The sequence below is a fragment of the Streptomyces sp. NRRL S-31 genome (assembly GCF_000718775.1).
Taxonomy (GTDB): domain Bacteria; phylum Actinomycetota; class Actinomycetes; order Streptomycetales; family Streptomycetaceae; genus Streptomyces.
The window spans coordinates 1-16,830 of record NZ_JOCB01000003.1; the positions used below are offsets into that span (position 1 = coordinate 1).

General features: G+C 72.0%; 13 protein-coding genes. 11 read left to right on the forward strand and 2 right to left on the reverse strand.

Features of this window, described 5'->3' with window-relative positions:
• The first annotated feature begins 553 nt into the window (after positions 1-553).
• The 5 genes from IF37_RS0101825 (at position 554) to IF37_RS0101845 (ending at position 8,300) form a co-directional block, all read left to right on the forward strand.
• On the forward strand, positions 554-1,312 hold the full coding sequence (locus IF37_RS0101825; protein ID WP_030735000.1) for an NUDIX domain-containing protein: 759 nt from the start codon (positions 554-556) through the stop codon (positions 1,310-1,312).
• Positions 1,313-1,518: 206 nt separating this feature from the next.
• On the forward strand, positions 1,519-4,287 hold the full coding sequence (locus IF37_RS0101830; protein ID WP_173456692.1) for an ATP-binding cassette domain-containing protein: 2,769 nt from the start codon (positions 1,519-1,521) through the stop codon (positions 4,285-4,287).
• 162 nt (positions 4,288-4,449) lie between these two features.
• The gene (locus tag IF37_RS0101835) at positions 4,450-5,337 is read left to right on the forward strand and encodes a FadR/GntR family transcriptional regulator (RefSeq protein WP_079165503.1); all 888 of its coding nucleotides are present in this window, start codon (positions 4,450-4,452) and stop codon (positions 5,335-5,337) included.
• 436 nt (positions 5,338-5,773) lie between these two features.
• The gene (locus IF37_RS0101840; RefSeq protein WP_030735009.1) at positions 5,774-7,318 is read left to right on the forward strand and encodes an RNA polymerase sigma factor; all 1,545 of its coding nucleotides are present in this window, start codon (positions 5,774-5,776) and stop codon (positions 7,316-7,318) included.
• 121 nt (positions 7,319-7,439) lie between these two features.
• Positions 7,440-8,300: a serine protease gene (locus IF37_RS0101845; RefSeq protein ID WP_030735012.1), complete on the forward strand. Its 861-nt coding sequence runs from the start codon at positions 7,440-7,442 to the stop codon at positions 8,298-8,300.
• Between the two features lie 107 nt (positions 8,301-8,407).
• Here IF37_RS0101845 and IF37_RS0101850 read toward each other — a convergent pair whose 3' ends face one another.
• A complete protein-coding gene (locus tag IF37_RS0101850; RefSeq protein ID WP_030735014.1) occupies positions 8,408-8,638 on the reverse strand; it encodes a hypothetical protein in 231 nt (76 codons plus the stop codon).
• A gap of 438 nt (positions 8,639-9,076) precedes the next feature.
• Between IF37_RS0101850 and IF37_RS0101855 the strand changes: the two genes are divergently transcribed.
• The 6 genes from IF37_RS0101855 to IF37_RS0101880 all read left to right on the forward strand — a co-directional run bounded on the left by IF37_RS0101855 (position 9,077) and on the right by IF37_RS0101880 (position 16,073).
• Positions 9,077-11,200 (forward strand): type IIA DNA topoisomerase subunit B, encoded by a 2,124-nt coding sequence (locus IF37_RS0101855; RefSeq protein ID WP_030735017.1) that lies wholly within the window; start codon positions 9,077-9,079, stop codon positions 11,198-11,200.
• Positions 11,201-11,507: 307 nt separating this feature from the next.
• Positions 11,508-12,029, forward strand: coding sequence for a hypothetical protein (locus IF37_RS0101860; RefSeq protein WP_030735020.1), 522 nt, complete (start codon positions 11,508-11,510; stop codon positions 12,027-12,029).
• Positions 12,026-13,177: a histidine kinase gene (locus tag IF37_RS0101865; RefSeq protein ID WP_030735023.1), complete on the forward strand. Its 1,152-nt coding sequence runs from the start codon at positions 12,026-12,028 to the stop codon at positions 13,175-13,177. Before IF37_RS0101860 ends, IF37_RS0101865 begins: the two co-directional genes overlap by 4 nt.
• Entirely contained in the window at positions 13,174-13,863 is a 690-nt protein-coding gene (locus tag IF37_RS0101870) for a response regulator transcription factor (protein WP_030735026.1), read from the forward strand. Before IF37_RS0101865 ends, IF37_RS0101870 begins: the two co-directional genes overlap by 4 nt.
• Positions 13,864-13,932: 69 nt before the next feature.
• Positions 13,933-14,481: a DUF485 domain-containing protein gene (locus IF37_RS0101875; protein ID WP_030735029.1), complete on the forward strand. Its 549-nt coding sequence runs from the start codon at positions 13,933-13,935 to the stop codon at positions 14,479-14,481.
• The gene (locus IF37_RS0101880) at positions 14,478-16,073 is read left to right on the forward strand and encodes a cation acetate symporter (protein WP_030735032.1); all 1,596 of its coding nucleotides are present in this window, start codon (positions 14,478-14,480) and stop codon (positions 16,071-16,073) included. Before IF37_RS0101875 ends, IF37_RS0101880 begins: the two co-directional genes overlap by 4 nt.
• A gap of 37 nt (positions 16,074-16,110) precedes the next feature.
• On the opposite strand, the gene IF37_RS0101885 is transcribed toward IF37_RS0101880, so the two are convergent.
• Positions 16,111-16,803, reverse strand: coding sequence for a response regulator (locus tag IF37_RS0101885; protein ID WP_030735035.1), 693 nt, complete (start codon positions 16,801-16,803; stop codon positions 16,111-16,113).
• Between the last annotated feature and the right edge of the window lie 27 nt (positions 16,804-16,830).

The following is a 16,830-nucleotide window of genomic DNA, read 5'->3' on the forward strand; positions in this document are numbered from 1 at the left end:
CCGCCGGGCAGCGAAGGCGCCGCACCCGGAGCGCGGCGGGCGACGACGGCCGCCGCACAGCCGGGGCGAAGGCGGACCGACGCAGGCCCGCCGACTCCCGCCCCCGGTCGTCCGCCGCCGAAGCCGCCCGCCCCGGCACCCGGAGCCCGAGCGCCACGCGCGCACGCGCGGCGGACGCGGGTGACTCCGCGGCCGGCGGGACGCCGTCGGACGGCACGCACCGGCGCCCCCAAGGCGACGGATGAGCACCGACCGGTGTCAGCCCGGGCAGGCGACGGTTGCGACGCATCCGCTACCGGTGGTGCGTTCGGTACCCGCGCTGCGACAGCCGGACGGGACGAAGTGCCCGGTGGCGGACGGTCCGCGCCTGGGCGCCTGACGTCGTACGACCGGGCGCCTGACCTCGTACGACCAGGAGGATGAACCTTGGACGACGCCATATGACCGGAGCACGGGTCCGGCCCCGCGCGCCATGCCGGAACGAAGCGGAATCGCCGTCGATACGCCCGATGAGGGGAGTGTTTATCGTCAGGAAGACGACTATGATCGCCGCATGCCCTACGACCCGTCAGCCTTCCCGCCCTTCGCCGTCACCGTTGACCTGGTCGTGCTGACCGTGCGCCGCCATGCCCTGTGCGCACTGGCGGTACGCAGGGGCGAGCCTCCCTTCCAGGGACGCTGGGCGCTGCCCGGTGGCTTCGTACGGGACGACGAGGACCTGTCCCAGGCGGCGGCGCGCGAGCTGGCCGAGGAGACCGGGCTGTGCGCCCACGAACCCTCGGCCCCCGCCCAGGACAACGGAGCCCATCTGGAGCAGCTCGCCACCTACGGCGACCCCAAGCGGGACCCGCGGATGCGCGTGGTCAGCGTCGCGCACCTCGCCCTCGCGCCCGACCTGCCCGCACCGCGCGCCGGCGGTGACGCCAGCAACGCGCGCTGGGCCCCGGTCGAGGAACTGCTGGCGCGGGGCGGGTACGGCCGGGACGGCGAACCCGTCGCACCCCTCGCCTTCGACCATGCCCAGATCCTCGCCGACGGGGTCGAACGGGCGCGCTCCAAGATCGAGTACTCGTCGCTGGCCACCGCCTTCTGCCCGCCCGAATTCACCGTCGGCGAGCTGCGCCGGGTGTACGAGGCGGTGTGGGGCGTGGCACTCGACCCGCGCAACTTCCACCGCAAGGTCACCGGAACCCCCGGTTTCCTCGTGCCCACCGGAGGCACGACCACCCGCCAGGGCGGCCGTCCGGCCCAGCTCTTCCGGGCCGGTGGCGCCACCCTGCTCAACCCGCCGATGCTGCGCCCCGAGGTCTGAGCGGCGGGGCGCGGAGCGTCAGGCGCCGGAACCGCCGGGCGGTGGGTCCGCCGGTCGCCCGCGCCGAGCGCGGGTTCCATCCGGCCGAGCGCGGACTCGGGTGCGGGCTCGGGCTCCGTCGAACGGCGGACAAAGGCGGGGCGAGGTCACACGGCATCTAGTCGCAAGTCGCCTTATACCCGAAAAACCAGACATGTCGCGCTATCTTGCTTCAGGTGATCCAGGCCTTCGGACTGACCAGCAACCCCCGCAAGGCGCATCCGCCCGCCGTCGACGACGTCTCCTTCGAAGCGCGCGCCGGGCACGTCACCGCGCTCCTGGGGCGTGCCGGCGCGGGCAAGACGACGGCGCTCAAACTGATGCTCGAGCTCCAACAGGGGCGTGGTGTCACCTACTTCAGAGGGCGGCCCCTGCACCAGATCGCCCATCCGTCCTGGGAGGTCGGCGCACTCCTCGGCGATGTGCCGGGTCACCCCGCCCGCTCCCTCCGCGGCCATCTGCGGATGCTGTGCGCGGCGTCGGGAGTCCCCGCGCGGCGAGCCGACGAGGTGCTCGAAGCCGTCGGTCTGGTCAGCCTCCGTGAGGAGCGCCTCGGCACACTGTCACGCGGCATGGACCGCAGGCTCGGCCTCGCCTGCGCCCTGCTGACCGACCCGCACACACTCGTACTGGACGAACCCACCGAGGGCCTCTCCACCCGCGAGGCGCAGTGGCTGCACGGCATGTTGCGGGCCCACGCCACCCAGGGCGGCACCGTGCTCTTCACCACGGCCCAGCCCAGGGAAGCCGCACGCACCGCCGACCGGGTCCTCACACTCGACGACGGCAGGCTCGTCGCCGACCAGGAGGCCGGGGTGTTCGCCCGCACCCGGCTGCGCCCGCGCGTGGCCGTGCGCAGCCCCCATGCCCCGCGCCTCGCGGCCCTGCTCGCCAAGGAAGCCCGCACCGCCCGACGCTCCGTCGAAGTCGTACGGGAGGGCGGCAACCGCCTCTCGGTGTACGGCAGCACGACCGCCGACATCGGGGAGATCGCGTACCGCCACGGCATCCTCGTCCACCAACTGGCCGACGAGGTGGGCGACATGGGCCCGGGCGCGGGAGAAGAGGAAGACGCCGGGACGCCCTCCGGAGCACCCCGGCAGCCGGTACCGGACGCGCCGCCCGCGGCGCCGGGGGACCGGCCGGAGCACGGAACCACGGGGCGGGACCCGGTCACCCCCGATGCTCCGCGCGGCGACAGGAAGCGGGTCTCGGCCGCCCGTGCGCGGGTGGGGATCGGACACGCGGTGCCCGGCGGCGTGGCACGGGAAGCCGCTCCCGCCTCCGCGCCGGACGCCGCTCATGCGGCGTTCGCCGGTTCGCCCGGAGAACCGGGCCGGGCAGCGGGCGGCACGCCGACGAAGACGCCGACGAAGACGCCGACGGAGCCGGAACACGCGAGACCGGCTGTACCGCACGGGGCCGCGCCCCCGGGCCTTCCCCCGGGCCTTCCCCCGACCGGGCCGCGTGCCACCGAGCCGCCGGTGCGGCCGGGTCCGGCCGCGGCCGGATCGAGTACGGCGACCCGTGATCGCTCCGCACCGGAACCGCGCACCCCGGCGCCGGGACGTACCCCCGCCCCCGGTCACCCGACCGAGCGGCGGGAGCGCACCTCCGCCGGCGACCTGCCGACACCGGAGAAGGAGCGGACCAAGGCCGGCCCCTCTCCGGTGGGGGAGGGCGAGTCGGCGACCGGTCGTACGGTCCCGGAACGTTCGTACGGCCCCGGAGGCGAGCGGTCGGCGCGTGCCCAAACTCTCGACCGGGAACCCGGGCCGGACCGCCCGGTGAGCGCCTCCGGCACTCGGCCCCGTGACGTGCCACCGGCCGCCGCGACCTCCTCGGCGGGAGGCACGACTCTCGGCGGCACCGCGCCGGGCGGCAGGAGCCGGACCGGCGAGGTGCCGGGCAACGCCGCCGACGGCCGGCCCACCGGGGCGACGGCCCGCCCGGAGGGCGGCCCCGGCCCGGCCACGGCGCCCCGCGAGCCGCAGACCGGCGGCGCGGGGGCTCCCGCCGCGACCGTCACCGGCACCCGCACCCTCCTGCCCGGGGCCAGGACCCCCGGCACCCCGCCGTCGCGGACCGATCGCACCGCCCGTCCAGACCATGTGCGGGTCGCCGCCGTCTCCTCCCCGCTTCCTCCTCCCATCTCCGTCCGGGCCGCCCCGAGTCCCCTGCGTCCCCTCCGCTACGAGATCCGGCGCGCCGCCGGCATCGGTACCGGCTTCCTCACCTGCGGCGCCGCGCTCCTCCTGTCCGCGCTCATCGCCGTACTCCTGGCACGGATCGGGCACACTCCGCAGGCGCGGCTGTTCGCGGCCTGGCCGCGGCAGGTGCCGTTGCCGCCCGCGGCACTAGCGGCGGGGCTGCTCGGCGCGCTGGCCTTCGGCGACGAGTTCCGCCACCCCGCCCTGGCCGCGGACCGCGGCACCGTCCCCCGACGGCTCGGGCTGCTCACCGCGAAACTGCTCGTCTCCGGGGTCACCGCGGGGCTGCTCGCCTTCCTCACCGTGGGCTGCGACGCCGAGGTGCTCTACATCGTCTACGGACGGGAGCTGACGGAAGTTCCCGCGGACTGGCTGCCGCTGACCGCGGGTTGGTTCGGGCTGGTCGTCGGCTGTGCCTGGGCCGGTGTACTGGCGGCCGGCGTGTTCCGGTCCACGACGGCCGGACTGGCCGCGGTCCTGGCCGTACCGGTCGTCGTCGTCCCCCTCGTGCACAAGGTGCTGCCGGGCCCGGCGACGCGGATGGCGGCCGGCTTCCCGGTGCGGATGCGGGAGGTCCTCCTGTCGCAGTGGCCGTTCGGAGGTGATCGGTACCTGCTCGCGGCCACCCGTGTCCTCGGCCAACCCGTGGGCGGGGCACTGGTGTTGTCCCTCGCGGGGCTGCTCTGCGCGTATCTGCTCACGGCGCTCCGCACCAGACCGCGATGACCGCCGCCTGTCCGCTTGTGGTCCTGCTCTGCGCACAACTCCCCGCAGGAAGCCCATTTCTTTCCGATAAGGCGTCAATTGCGACGGGGTGAGCGATCACCCTTTCGTGTGCTTTTCACCAAAGACCTCAAGGGAGTTGGAGGCGGCGCCGACAAAGGATCCGTGAGTACCCTTGCGCACACCATGATGAACGCCGCCCGCTCCACCGACTCAGGTCTGGTCGGCCCGGGCGAACTCGACCGCTACCCCTACACCGAGGCCCCGGTGACCGACCGCGTCGGTCCGCCCGCCTGGGACGGCGGGGAACCCGAACTGGGCCGTGTCGGCCGGCGGGCCACGGGCAGCCGCGGACGCGGACTGCACGGCCAACTCGTCCAGCAGCTGGGACAGATGATCGTCTCCGGCGACCTGGGCGCGGACCGCCCGCTGGTGCCCGAGGAGATCGGCCAGCGGTTCGAGGTCTCCCGCACCGTCGTCCGCGAGTCCCTCCGCGTCCTCGAGGCCAAGGGCCTGGTCAGCGCCCGGCCCAACGTCGGCACGCGCGTGCGTCCCGTCAGCGACTGGAACCTGCTCGACCCGGACATCATCGAGTGGCGGGCCTTCGGGCCACAGCGCGACGACCAGCGCCGGGAGCTCAGCGAGCTGCGCTGGACGATCGAGCCGCTCGCCGCCCGTCTCGCCGCCGGCCACGGACGCGAGGAGGTGCAGCAGCGCCTGTGCGACATGGTCGAGATCATGAGCCACGCCATGGCGCAGGGTGACGCGCTCACCTACTCGCGCGCCGACACCGAGTTCCACGCGATGCTCATCCAGATCGCGGGCAACCGCATGCTGGAGCACCTCTCCGGCATCGTCTCGGCGGCGCTCCAGGTGTCCGGCGGCCCGGTCACCGGCTGCGACCGGCCGAACGAGGCGTCCCTCGCGCAGCACGCGCGGATCGTCGACGCGCTCGGCACCGGCGACGGCACGGCGGCGGAGGCGGCCATGCGCCAGCTGCTCACGGTCCACCCCGAGGTGGAGCGTGTGGTGCCCGCCCCGCGCGAGCACTGACTCCGCGAGGGGCGCGGTGCGGTCGCCGGTGTGCGGTGTCCTCGTGGTGCTCGGGTTGGTGCCGGGGCCGGGCACCGGCCATCGCCGGACCCCGTCGGATCTTCGGGGGATCCGGCGGGGCCCGGCGGTGCGACGGGAGGCCTGGTCATCGGCACGACCGCCTTGGTGGCGGCTGATGATCTCGTCTGTACGTATCTGACTGCTTTTGGCCACTTACGGGGTGTGACTCGGACCACGCAGAATGGGCGTAACGCTCGCGGAGACAGCGCGATGACCTAAGAGGTGATAGCCGCGGAGGGAATACGGACGCCGTACACGGCGCTGTGCATCTTCCCGGCCCCGCCCGCGCCGTCGGCCCATCCCCAGGCCGGTGGTCGGCTCCCGTCCGCAGTGGACGGTGCCGGAAGCCGTTTTCCAACGTTCCGAGAGGTTGTTCGTGTCGGCCAGCACATCCCGTACGCTCCCGCCGGAGATCGCCGAGTCCGTCTCTGTCATGGCGCTCATTGAGCGGGGAAAGGCTGAGGGGCAGATCGCCGGCGACGATGTGCGTCGGGCCTTCGAAGCTGACCAGATCCCGGCCACTCAGTGGAAGAACGTACTGCGCAGCCTCAACCAGATTCTTGAGGAAGAGGGTGTGACGCTGATGGTCAGTGCCGCAGAGCCCAAGCGCACCCGCAAGAGCGTCGCAGCGAAGAGTCCGGCCAAGCGCACCGCCACCAAGACGGTAGCGGCGAAGACGGTGACCACCAGGAAGGCCACCGCCGCCCCGGCCGCCCCCACGGCAGCCGCCGCTCCGGCCGCGGCCGATTCCGCCGAGGATGCCGCATCCGCCAGGAAGGCTGTCGCGAAGAAGGCGACGACCGCCAAGAAGGCCGTCGCCAAGAAGACCGTCGCCAAGAAGACGGCCGCGAAGAAGACCGCGGCCAAGAAGGACGACGTCGAACTCCTTGAGGACGAGGTCCTCGAGGAGACCAAGGTCGCCGACGAGCCCGAGGGTGCCGAGAGCGCCGGGTTCGTCCTGTCCGACGAGGACGAGGACGACGCGCCCGCGCAGCAGGTCGCCGCGGCCGGCGCCACCGCCGACCCGGTCAAGGACTACCTGAAGCAGATCGGCAAGGTCCCCCTGCTCAACGCCGAGCAGGAGGTGGAACTCGCCAAGCGCATCGAGGCGGGTCTGTTCGCCGAGGACAAGCTGGCCAACTCCGACAAGCTCGCCCCCAAGCTCAAGCGCGAGCTGGAGATCATCGCCGAGGACGGCCGCCGCGCCAAGAACCACCTCCTGGAGGCCAACCTCCGTCTGGTGGTCTCCCTGGCCAAGCGCTACACCGGCCGCGGCATGCTCTTCCTGGACCTCATCCAGGAGGGCAACCTCGGTCTGATCCGCGCGGTCGAGAAGTTCGACTACACCAAGGGCTACAAGTTCTCCACGTACGCCACCTGGTGGATCCGGCAGGCGATCACCCGCGCCATGGCCGACCAGGCCCGCACCATCCGTATCCCGGTGCACATGGTCGAGGTCATCAACAAGCTCGCGCGCGTCCAGCGCCAGATGCTCCAGGACCTGGGCCGCGAGCCCACCCCGGAGGAGCTGGCCAAGGAACTCGACATGACCCCGGAGAAGGTCATCGAGGTCCAGAAGTACGGCCGCGAGCCCATCTCGCTGCACACCCCGTTGGGCGAGGACGGCGACAGCGAGTTCGGTGACCTCATCGAGGACTCCGAGGCCGTCGTCCCGGCCGACGCGGTCAGCTTCACGCTCCTCCAGGAGCAGCTGCACTCCGTGCTGGACACCCTCTCCGAGCGCGAGGCCGGCGTCGTCTCCATGCGCTTCGGTCTCACCGACGGTCAGCCGAAGACCCTCGACGAGATCGGCAAGGTGTACGGCGTGACGCGTGAGCGCATCCGCCAGATCGAGTCCAAGACCATGTCGAAGCTGCGCCACCCGTCGCGTTCGCAGGTGCTGCGCGACTACCTCGACTAGGTCGCGGTCGTATGACGGCGAAGGCCCGGCTCCCCTTCGTGGAGCCGGGCCTTCGCGCTGCGCGATCCCGTGTCGTGGATCACTCTGGGTCCCCAGCAGGACTCCAGAGTGAGGAGCACGCATGCGCCGTTCCGTAGCCCGGGCACTGGTCCGACCACTGGCCCTGATGGCCGCCATGACCGCGATACCCCTGGTCAGCGCGGCCCCGGCGGTCGCCGACAGTGTGGTGGTCGGAGGCTTTCCGATCGATGTCTCCCAGGCCCCGTGGACGGTGGCGCTCGCCAGCCGTGACCGGTTCGGAGGTACGCGGGCGGGGCAGTTCTGCGGCGCCGTGGCCGTCGGGCGCACCACCGTGCTCACGGCGGCCCACTGCATGGCCGAGGAAGTCCTCGGGGCACCGCCGAACCGGATGCGCGACCTCAAGGTCATCGCGGGCCGCACCGATCTGCTGTCGTCGGAGGGCCAGGAGATCGCCGTGCGGGACGTCCGGGTCAACCCCGGATACGACGTCACGACCAACTCCGGGGACTTCGCGGTCCTCACGCTCGCCGAGCCGCTGCCGTGGAGCAGTGTCGTCACCATGGCCCGCCCGGGTGATCCGGCCTACGCGCCGGGCACCCCGGCGGTGGTCTCCGGGTGGGGTGACACGAGCGGTGACGGAGCGTACCCACGGCGCTTGCGGGCCGCACACGTACGCGTACTCCCCGACGAGCAGTGTGCCCGCGCCTACCCCGGCGGCCCGGACGGCGCCTACCAGGCCGCCACGATGCTGTGCGCCGGTGAGGTCGCCGGCGGTCCCGACGGCTGCCAGGGCGACAGCGGCGGCCCGCTGGTGGCGGGAGGGCTGCTGATCGGCCTCGTCTCCTGGGGCAGCGGCTGCGGGCGCCCGGGGCTCCCCGGGGTCTATACACGCGTCTCCGAGGTCGTACGGGCGCTGGAGCCCGCCACGAAGGCCCGGAAGGCGCCCCACGGGAGCGTGTGAGCCCCTCCGGGGGCGTGCGCGGGCATGAGCACGGGCGGTCGCTCCTGGTGGGAGCGACCGCCCGTTCACCGGCCTGAACCGGGGCTGGCTCGTCGTGTGTGCGAGATTCAGCGCTCTTCTTCGGAAGCGGTGTTCGGAACGGACGTCAGCCGCTCCGTCTCGTCCTGTATCTCAGCGGCGATCTTCTTGAGTTCCGGCTCGAACTTGCGACCGTGGTGGGCGCAGAAGAGCAGTTCTCCGCCGCTGAGCAGGACGACGCGCAGGTATGCCTGGGCGCCGCAGCGGTCGCAGCGATCGGCGGCCGTCAACGGGCTCGCGGGGGTCAGAACAGTAGTCACGTCGCCTCTTCTCTAGCTCGACGAGCTGTCGTACCAGGGTCAACATCCAACCAGCCCCAAACGTTCCCGCTCGTGGCTTTCCCTCGAAAAAATCTCCGGGGGCGGCTGTCTGCTGCCGGTTGGCGGCGAATGTGCCGTATTGCGTCTCTATGTGCGTACGGTTTCGCGCTGTCTTGCTGTCTCGGTCCTCCCGGCCGGGTTGCCGGTTGTTCATGAGGACGTGCCCGGAGCCTAAATGGTTCATGCCCCAAAGGGAACGTGATATGTGCTTCACTCCATCGAGGGATCGAACAGGCATGCGAGGCTGGACTAGTGTGAGTTGCCACCGAGGGTGGCGTTACACCGGCTCTACCAGGGCTCGGTACCCTCTGAGCGGCGACCGAAGCCGCCCCCTTACCCAAAAGGGGGCCATCTGAAATTCAGCGAGGAGCGAACCGCGTGACCGCCGATACGTCCGTGCCGTCCACAGCGCTGCTGGCAGGAGCAGACCGGGACGGTTCCAACTACACCGCGCGGCACCTCCTCGTCCTTGAGGGCCTCGAGGCCGTGCGCAAGCGCCCGGGCATGTACATCGGCTCGACCGACAGCCGCGGCCTCATGCACTGCCTGTGGGAGATCATCGACAACTCCGTGGACGAGGCCCTCGCGGGGGTCTGCGACCGCATCGAGGTGATCCTGCACGACGACGGCTCCGTGGAGGTGCGGGACAACGGCCGCGGTATCCCCGTGGACGTCGAGCCGAGGACCGGCCTGTCCGGCGTCGAGGTCGTCATGACCAAGCTGCACGCGGGAGGCAAGTTCGGCGGCGGTTCCTACGCCGCCTCCGGCGGCCTGCACGGCGTCGGCGCCTCCGTGGTCAACGCCCTCTCCGCCCGTCTCGACGTCGAGGTGGACCGCGGCGGCCACACCCACGCCATCAGCTTCCGGCGCGGCGTGCCCGGGGCCTTCGCGGCCGGCGGTGCCGACGCGAAGTTCGAGGCCGCGAGCGGACTGCGCAAGACCAAGAAGGTTCCCAAGACGCGCACCGGCACGCGCGTGCGGTACTGGGCCGACCGGCAGATCTTCCTGAAGGACGCGAAGCTCTCCCTGGACACGCTGCACCAGCGCGCCCGGCAGACCGCGTTCCTGGTGCCCGGCCTGACCATCGTCGTCCGTGACGAGTTCGGTCTGGGCGAGGGCGGCAGCAAGGGCGAGGAATCCTTCCGCTTCGACGGCGGCATCAGCGAGTTCTGCGAGTACCTGGCGAACGACAGGGCGATCTGCGACGTCCTCCGCTTCTCCGGCAAGGGCACCTTCAAGGAGACCGTCCCGGTCCTGGACGACCACGGTCAGATGACCCCGACCGAGGTCACCCGCGAGCTGGGCGTCGACATCGCGCTGCGCTGGGGGACCGGCTACGACACGACGGTCAGGTCGTTCGTCAACATCATCGCCACCCCCAAGGGCGGCACGCATGTGGCCGGCTTCGAACAGGCCCTCACCCAGACCATGAACGATGTGCTGCGCGCCAAGAAGATGCTGCGCGTGGCCGAGGACAACATCGTCAAGGACGACGCGCTGGAGGGCCTCACCGCCGTCGTCACGGTGCGCCTGGCCGAGCCGCAGTTCGAGGGCCAGACCAAGGAGGTCCTCGGCACGTCGGCGGCCCGCCGTATCGTGAACAACGTCGTCACCAGCGAGCTGAAGGCGTTCCTGACGGCCGCCAAGCGGGATGCCGCCGCCCAGGCCCGGGTCGTCATGGAGAAGGTGGTCGCCGCCGCCCGCACCCGGGTCGCGGCCCGCCAGCACAAGGACGCCCAGCGCCGGAAGACCGCCCTGGAGTCCTCGTCCCTGCCGGCCAAGCTCGCCGACTGCCGCAGCGACGACGTCGACCGCAGCGAGCTGTTCATCGTGGAGGGCGACTCCGCGCTCGGCACGGCGAAACTGGCGCGGAACTCCGAGTTCCAGGCCCTGCTGCCCATCCGAGGCAAGATCCTCAACGTGCAGCGGTCGTCGGTGACCGACATGCTCAAGAACGCCGAGTGCGGAGCGATCATCCAGGTCATAGGAGCGGGCTCGGGCCGCACCTTCGACATCGACCAGGCCCGGTACGGCAAGATCATCATGATGACCGACGCCGACGTCGACGGGTCCCACATCCGCTGCCTGCTGCTCACGCTGTTCCAGCGGTACATGCGGCCCATGGTCGAGGCCGGCCGGGTCTTCGCCGCCGTGCCCCCGCTGCACCGCGTCGAGCTGATCCAGCCGAAGAAGGGCCAGGACAAGTACGTCTACACGTACTCCGACCGCGAGCTGCGCGACAAGCTCATGGAGTTCCAGAGCAAGGGCATCCGGTACAAGGACTCCATCCAGCGCTACAAGGGCCTGGGCGAGATGGACGCCGACCAGCTGGCCGAGACCACGATGGACCCGCGCCACCGCACCCTGCGCCGCATCAACCTCTCCGACCTGGAGGCCGCCGAGCAGGTCTTCGACCTGCTGATGGGCAATGACGTGGCTCCCCGCAAGGAGTTCATCTCCGGCTCGGCGGCGACGCTGGACCGGTCGCGCATCGACGCCTGACCACTGCGCCGGGTATCGGCCGAGGGGGGTGGCGGACAGAAGTCCGCCACCCCCCTCGGCCTTGGGTGACGCACCCCCGACGCCCGTTCGCCGGCCGTCGGCGGGCACCCGCACACCGTGCGGCTTCGCCCTGCCCGGTTGTCCGGCCCCGAGGGTTTCTCCACCCCTGGGTGGAGATGAACCGCCGTGCGGATCTCCACCCGTGATCCACCCGGGGTCCGATCCGCCGGCCCGCCGATCTCCGTAACTTCGAAGGCACCGGGGCGGTGCTCGCTCCGGCTCCGCCTACTCGCTCACGGAGGATCCGATGTCCGGGCTCGTCGACGTGCTGGTGATCGCGGCCGTGGCCGCCCTGGTGATCGCGCGGCAGTTCCGCGCCCGCCCGATCGACACGGACCGTCGCTGGTGGCTGCTGCCCGTGGTCCTCGCCGCCGTCGCGTTGCGCGAGCCCGGCGTCCTGGACCCCCACCACCGCGCGGAGTCGGCCGCCCTGCTCGTGGTCGAGCTGTTCATCGCCCTGGTCACGGGCGCCGGCTGGGGCTGGACCACCCGCGTCTGGACGGCGGCGGACGGCGTCGTGTGGACCGCGACCACCAAGGCCGGTATCGGCGTGTGGGGCGTGGGCATAGCCCTGCGCGCCGGTGCCTTCGCCCTCGGCTCCGTACGCGGGCTGCACCAGGACAGCTCCGCGCTGATGCTCGGCCTCGCCGGCACGCTGCTGGTCCGCGGCGCGATCCTGACCTGGCGGGCCCGGTCCTTCGGTGCCGCGAGCCCTCCCGCCCCGGCGTACGGTGGCGGCGTCCGGCCGGCCTGGAAGGAGCGCGTGTGACGGAGAACGTCTGGACACGCTGGCCGTCACGCGAAGCGCTCGGCCCCACCGGCATCAGCCGGCCCCGCCGCCTGCTCGCCTGGGCCGTCCGCCTGCTCGTGCTGGCCATGCTCCTGTGGGCCGCCTTCAGCCAGCGGCACGTCGGCCCCTGGGGAGCGCTCGCGGCAGTGGGCGGGATCGTCGTCGCCGCTCTCGTCTCCTGGGCCTTCTTCCGGACGACCTATGATCACCGGCTGGTGCCGTCCCTCGCGCTCATGGGCGTGCTCCTGGGCATCGCGGTCGCCGCCGAGGCGACGGGATTCACCGGACCGGCCCTCGTGATCTGGTGCGGCTGCGGAGTCAGCGCGCTGGAGCGGCTCCCGCTCGGTGCCGCGGTCCCGAGCGCGTCGGTGGCGCTGGCCTCCTACTCCGCGTTCACCAACGACGTCTGGCTGACCACGGCGGCCACGGTGGCCGGCATGGCCCTCGCCGGATACGTCCTGCGGCTCGACGCGGAAGCCCGGGGCGGCGCGCAGCGGCTGCTCGCGCAGGAACGCGCCGCCCGCGCGGCGGAGGCCGAGTCCGCGGCGCTGGCCGAGCGGACCCGCATCGCACGGGAGATCCATGACGTGCTGGCACACAGCCTCTCGGCGCAGCTCGTGCACCTGGAGGCGGCCCGGCTGCTGATCGAGAACGGCGCGGATCGCCAACGGATCCTGGAGCGGGTGGTGGCCGCCCGGGGGATGGCCCGCGACGGCCTCGCCGAGACCCGGCAGGCGCTGTCCGCGCTGCGGGGCGAGCTGACCCCGCTGGAGGACTTCCTGACCGGCCTCGTCAGCGGCGCCGACGGTGCCGAGGTCACCGTCACAGGTGAACGCAGACCCCTGCCGGCCGAAGCGTCCCAGGCCGTGCGGCGGGTCGCGCAGGAAGCGCTGACGAACGTCCGCAAGCACGCCCACGGCGCCAGGGTCGACGTCCGGCTCGACTACAGCGAGCACCAAGTGACGCTCGATGTGCGGGACTCGGGCGGCCGGCCGGGCGAACTCGACGGCTCCGGAGGTGGGTACGGTCTGCTGGGCATGCGCGAACGCGCGGAGCTGCTGGGCGGTTCGCTGGACGCCGGACCGGACGAAGAGGGGTTCGTGGTGACGCTGAAGGTGCCCGTATGACGGATCCGGAGGTGGAGAGGAAGTCCGCGCGGGTGGTCGTGGTCGACGATCAGACCGTGGTCCGGGAGGGCATCGTGATGCTGCTCGGCCTGCTGCCCGGCGTGGACGTGGTGGGGGCCGCGGGCGATGGCGAGGAGGCGGTGCGGCTGGTCGGTGAACTCGCGCCGGACGTCGTGCTGATGGACCTCCGGATGCCGCGCTGCGACGGCGTGGAGGCCACCCGGCGGATCCGGACGCGGTATCCCGGCACCCAGGTCGTGGTGCTCACCACCTACGCGGACGACGAGTCGCTGTTCCCCGCGCTGCGGGCCGGCGCCCGGGGGTACCTGACGAAGGACGCGGGCGGGGAGGAGATCGTCCGTGCCGTGCACAGCGTGCTGTCGGGGGACGCGGGGTTGTCGCCGAGCATCCAGCGGCGGCTGCTCGAGCGGCTGGCGCAGCCCGAACCCGAGCCCCTGCCGGCGGCGGGGCAGGCGCCCGACGGACTGACCGCGCGGGAGACCGAGGTCCTGGTGCTGATCGCCGAGGGGCTCAGCAACCAGGAGATCGCTCGCAGGCTCCATGTGTCGACCACGACCGTGAAGACGCACACCAACAACCTCTTCGCCAAGACGGGCCTCAAGGACCGAGCGCAAGCGGTGCGTTACGCCTACGGCAAGGGGCTGGTGCGGCCTTCTCCCCGGTAAGTCACCTGATGGAGTGAAGAGCCGGAGGAAGAAGAGTCAGGGATGGTCCCGGTCTGTCCATCCTTGGGCATGCAGTCAAGCAATGGTCGTCCCCAGGGAGCCGGGAACGGTCCCGAGAGTTCGGGCGGGAAGCACGAGGACCACGGCGGGCCCACCCGTGACGTGACGTACCAGGACCCCTGGTACGACGCCGCGGACGCGGGCTGGGCGAACCTGGACGGGGCGGGTCTGCCGACGCCGTCCGTGCCGCCCGCGCGGGGCGGGCCCGGCGAGCCGGGGGTGCGCGCCCGCGATGTGTACGTCGAGGTGCAGCGCGGGCCGGCGTTCCAGGAGGTGCGCGGCAGGTACCGGCGGTTCGTGGTGCCGGGAGTCGCCGGCTTCCTGCTCTGGTATGTGGGTTATGTGATCGCCGCGACGACGGCGCCCGCACTCATGGCCCGGCCCGTGGTGGGGGCGGTGAACGTGGCCATGTTCGCGGGGCTCGCGCAGTTCCTCACCACGTTCCTGTTCACCTGGGCCTACGCCCGGCACGCGCGGCTGCGCCGCGACCGGGCCGCGCTGGAGCTGCGCTGGGACACCCAGGAACTGGCCCGCGGAGCCAGGGGAGGTGCCGCGTGAACGGTGACCATCAGACCCTGGCGCTGCTGCTGATCAGCGGGTTCGTGGCGGTCACGCTCGGGATCACGACCTGGGTGAGTCGCGGACGGCACGGTTCCGCGGAGGAGTTCTACGCCGGCGGGCGGCTGTTCACCCCGATGGAGAATGGTTTCGCCATCGCGGGCGACTACATGTCGGCCGCCTCCTTCCTCGGCATCAGCGGACTCATCGCGCTGTACGGGTACGACGGGCTGCTCTACGGCGTGGGCTTCCTCGTGGCCTGGCTGGTCGTGCTGTTCCTCGTCGCCGAACTGGTGCGCAACTGCGGGCGGTTCACCCTGGCCGACGTGGTGGCCGCGCGGATGAGGGAGCGGCCGGTGCGGATCGCCGCGGGAACGTCCTCGGTGGTGGTGTCCGTCCTGTATCTGGTGGCACAGATGGTCGGCGCGGGCAGCCTGGTGGCGCTGCTGCTCGGGCGGACCGGGGGCGCGGCGCAGGTCTGGGCGGTCATCGGCGTCGGCGCGCTCATGGTGATCTACGTGTCGCTGGGCGGGATGCGGGCCACCACCTGGATCCAGATCGTGAAGGCGGTCCTGCTGCTCGGCGGGACGGTCCTGCTGACCGTACTCGTCCTGCTGCGCTTCCACGGCGACGTCGACCGGCTGCTCCTCACCGCCGCGGAGCGCAGCGGGCGGGGCAAGGCGTTCCTGGCGCCCGGGCTGAAGTACGGCGGGGACTGGACCGCCCGGCTCGACTTCATCAGCCTGGGGCTCGCGCTGGTGCTGGGCACGGCCGGACTGCCGCACATCCTGTCCCGCTTCTACACCGTGCCGACCGCGCGGGCCGCCCGCCGCTCCGTGGTGTGGTCCATCGGTCTGATCGGCGGTTTCTACCTGATGACGATCGTCCTCGGCTTCGGCGCGGCGGCGGTGGTGGGGTCCGGTGCGGTACGCGCGTCCAACGCGGCGGGGAACACCGCGGTGCCGCTCCTCGCCCTGGACCTGGGCGGCGGAGCGGGCTCGACAGGAGGCACCGTGCTGTTCGCGGTGGTCGTCGCCGTGGCCTTCGCGACGATCCTCGCCGTGGTCGCGGGCATTACGCTCGCCTCCTCCGCCTCGGTGGCCCATGACCTGTACGCGACGCTGCGGCGCCCCGGTGGCAGGGTCCCGCGCGGCGAGGTGGCGGTGGCACGGTGGGCCGCGGTCGGCGTCGGCGTCGTGGCGATCGCGCTCGGTCTGCTGGCTCGCGATCTCAACGTCGCCTTCCTCGTCGGGCTCGCCTTCGCGGTCGCCGCGTCGGCGAACCTGCCGGTCCTGCTCTACTCGCTGTTCTGGCGCTCTTTCACCACGCGGGGCGCGGTGTGGGCGGTGTACGGCGGTCTGGTGCCGGCGATCGCACTGGTGCTGCTCTCCCCGGTGGTGTCCGGCAGCCCGGAGTCGCTGTTCCCGGGCGTCGACTTCCAGTACTTCCCGCTGGAGAACCCGGGGGTCGTCTCCATCCCGCTCGGCTTCCTCGCCGGCTGGCTGGGCACGGTCACCTCGGACGAGGTCGTGGACGAGGCCACGTTCGCGGAAACCGAGGTGCGTTCGCTGACCGGGGCCGGAGCCGTGTGACCCGCCCGCGGGCCCGGCCCTTCCCGGACGCGAGGCCCTACGGCGCCACCCAGGCGTACCGGTGTTCCGGGCGGCCGGTGTCGCCGTACTTCAGGGACAGCCGGAGACGGCCCGCCTGCTCCAGATGGCGGAGGTAGCGCTGGGCGGTGGAGCGGCTCAGCCCCGTCCGGGCCGCCACCTCGTGGGCCGAGAGCGGATGGCCGGCGCGGTGCAGGACGCCGCAGATGAGGTCGGTCGTGGGCTCGGAGTGCCCGGTCGGCAGGCCGGGCGCGGAGGGAGCGGTGGCGGTGCGCAGGGCGCCGAAGATCCGGTCGACCTGCTCCTGCCCCGCCAGGCCGCGTCCGCCGACCCGGTCGACCGTGCGGCGCAGGGCGGCGTAGGAGTCCAGGCGGGTGCGCAGCGCGGCGAAGGTGAACGGTTTGACCAGGTAGTGCAGGGCACCGAGGCGCATCGCCTGCTGGACGGTCGTCACGTCGCTGGCCGCCGTGATCATGATGACGTCGGTGCGGTGGCCCTGCTCCCGCATGCGGTGCACGAGTTCCAGGCCGGTCCGGTCCGGCAGGTAGTGGTCGAGCAGGACCAGGTCGACGGTGCCGCGTTCGACCGCGGCCAGGGCCTGGGCGGCGGTGTGCGCACGGGCGGTCACCCGGAAACCGGGAACCTTTCCCACGTACTTGGCGTTGATCTCGGCGACGCGGAAGTCGTCGTCCACCACCAGGACGTCAATCATCGGGGCCTCTCCTTCAAGGCCGGCGAG

Coding starts and splice junctions, on each gene's coding strand:
- IF37_RS0101825 (WP_030735000.1), top strand. CDS start 554: ATGCCCTACGACCCGTCAGCCTTCCCGCCCTTCGCCGTCACCGTTGAC.
- IF37_RS0101845 (WP_030735012.1), top strand. CDS start 7,440: ATGCGCCGTTCCGTAGCCCGGGCACTGGTCCGACCACTGGCCCTGATG.
- IF37_RS0101860 (WP_030735020.1), top strand. CDS start 11,508: ATGTCCGGGCTCGTCGACGTGCTGGTGATCGCGGCCGTGGCCGCCCTG.
- IF37_RS0101870 (WP_030735026.1), top strand. CDS start 13,174: ATGACGGATCCGGAGGTGGAGAGGAAGTCCGCGCGGGTGGTCGTGGTC.
- IF37_RS0101875 (WP_030735029.1), top strand. CDS start 13,933: ATGCAGTCAAGCAATGGTCGTCCCCAGGGAGCCGGGAACGGTCCCGAG.
- IF37_RS0101885 (WP_030735035.1), bottom strand. CDS start 16,803: ATGATTGACGTCCTGGTGGTGGACGACGACTTCCGCGTCGCCGAGATC.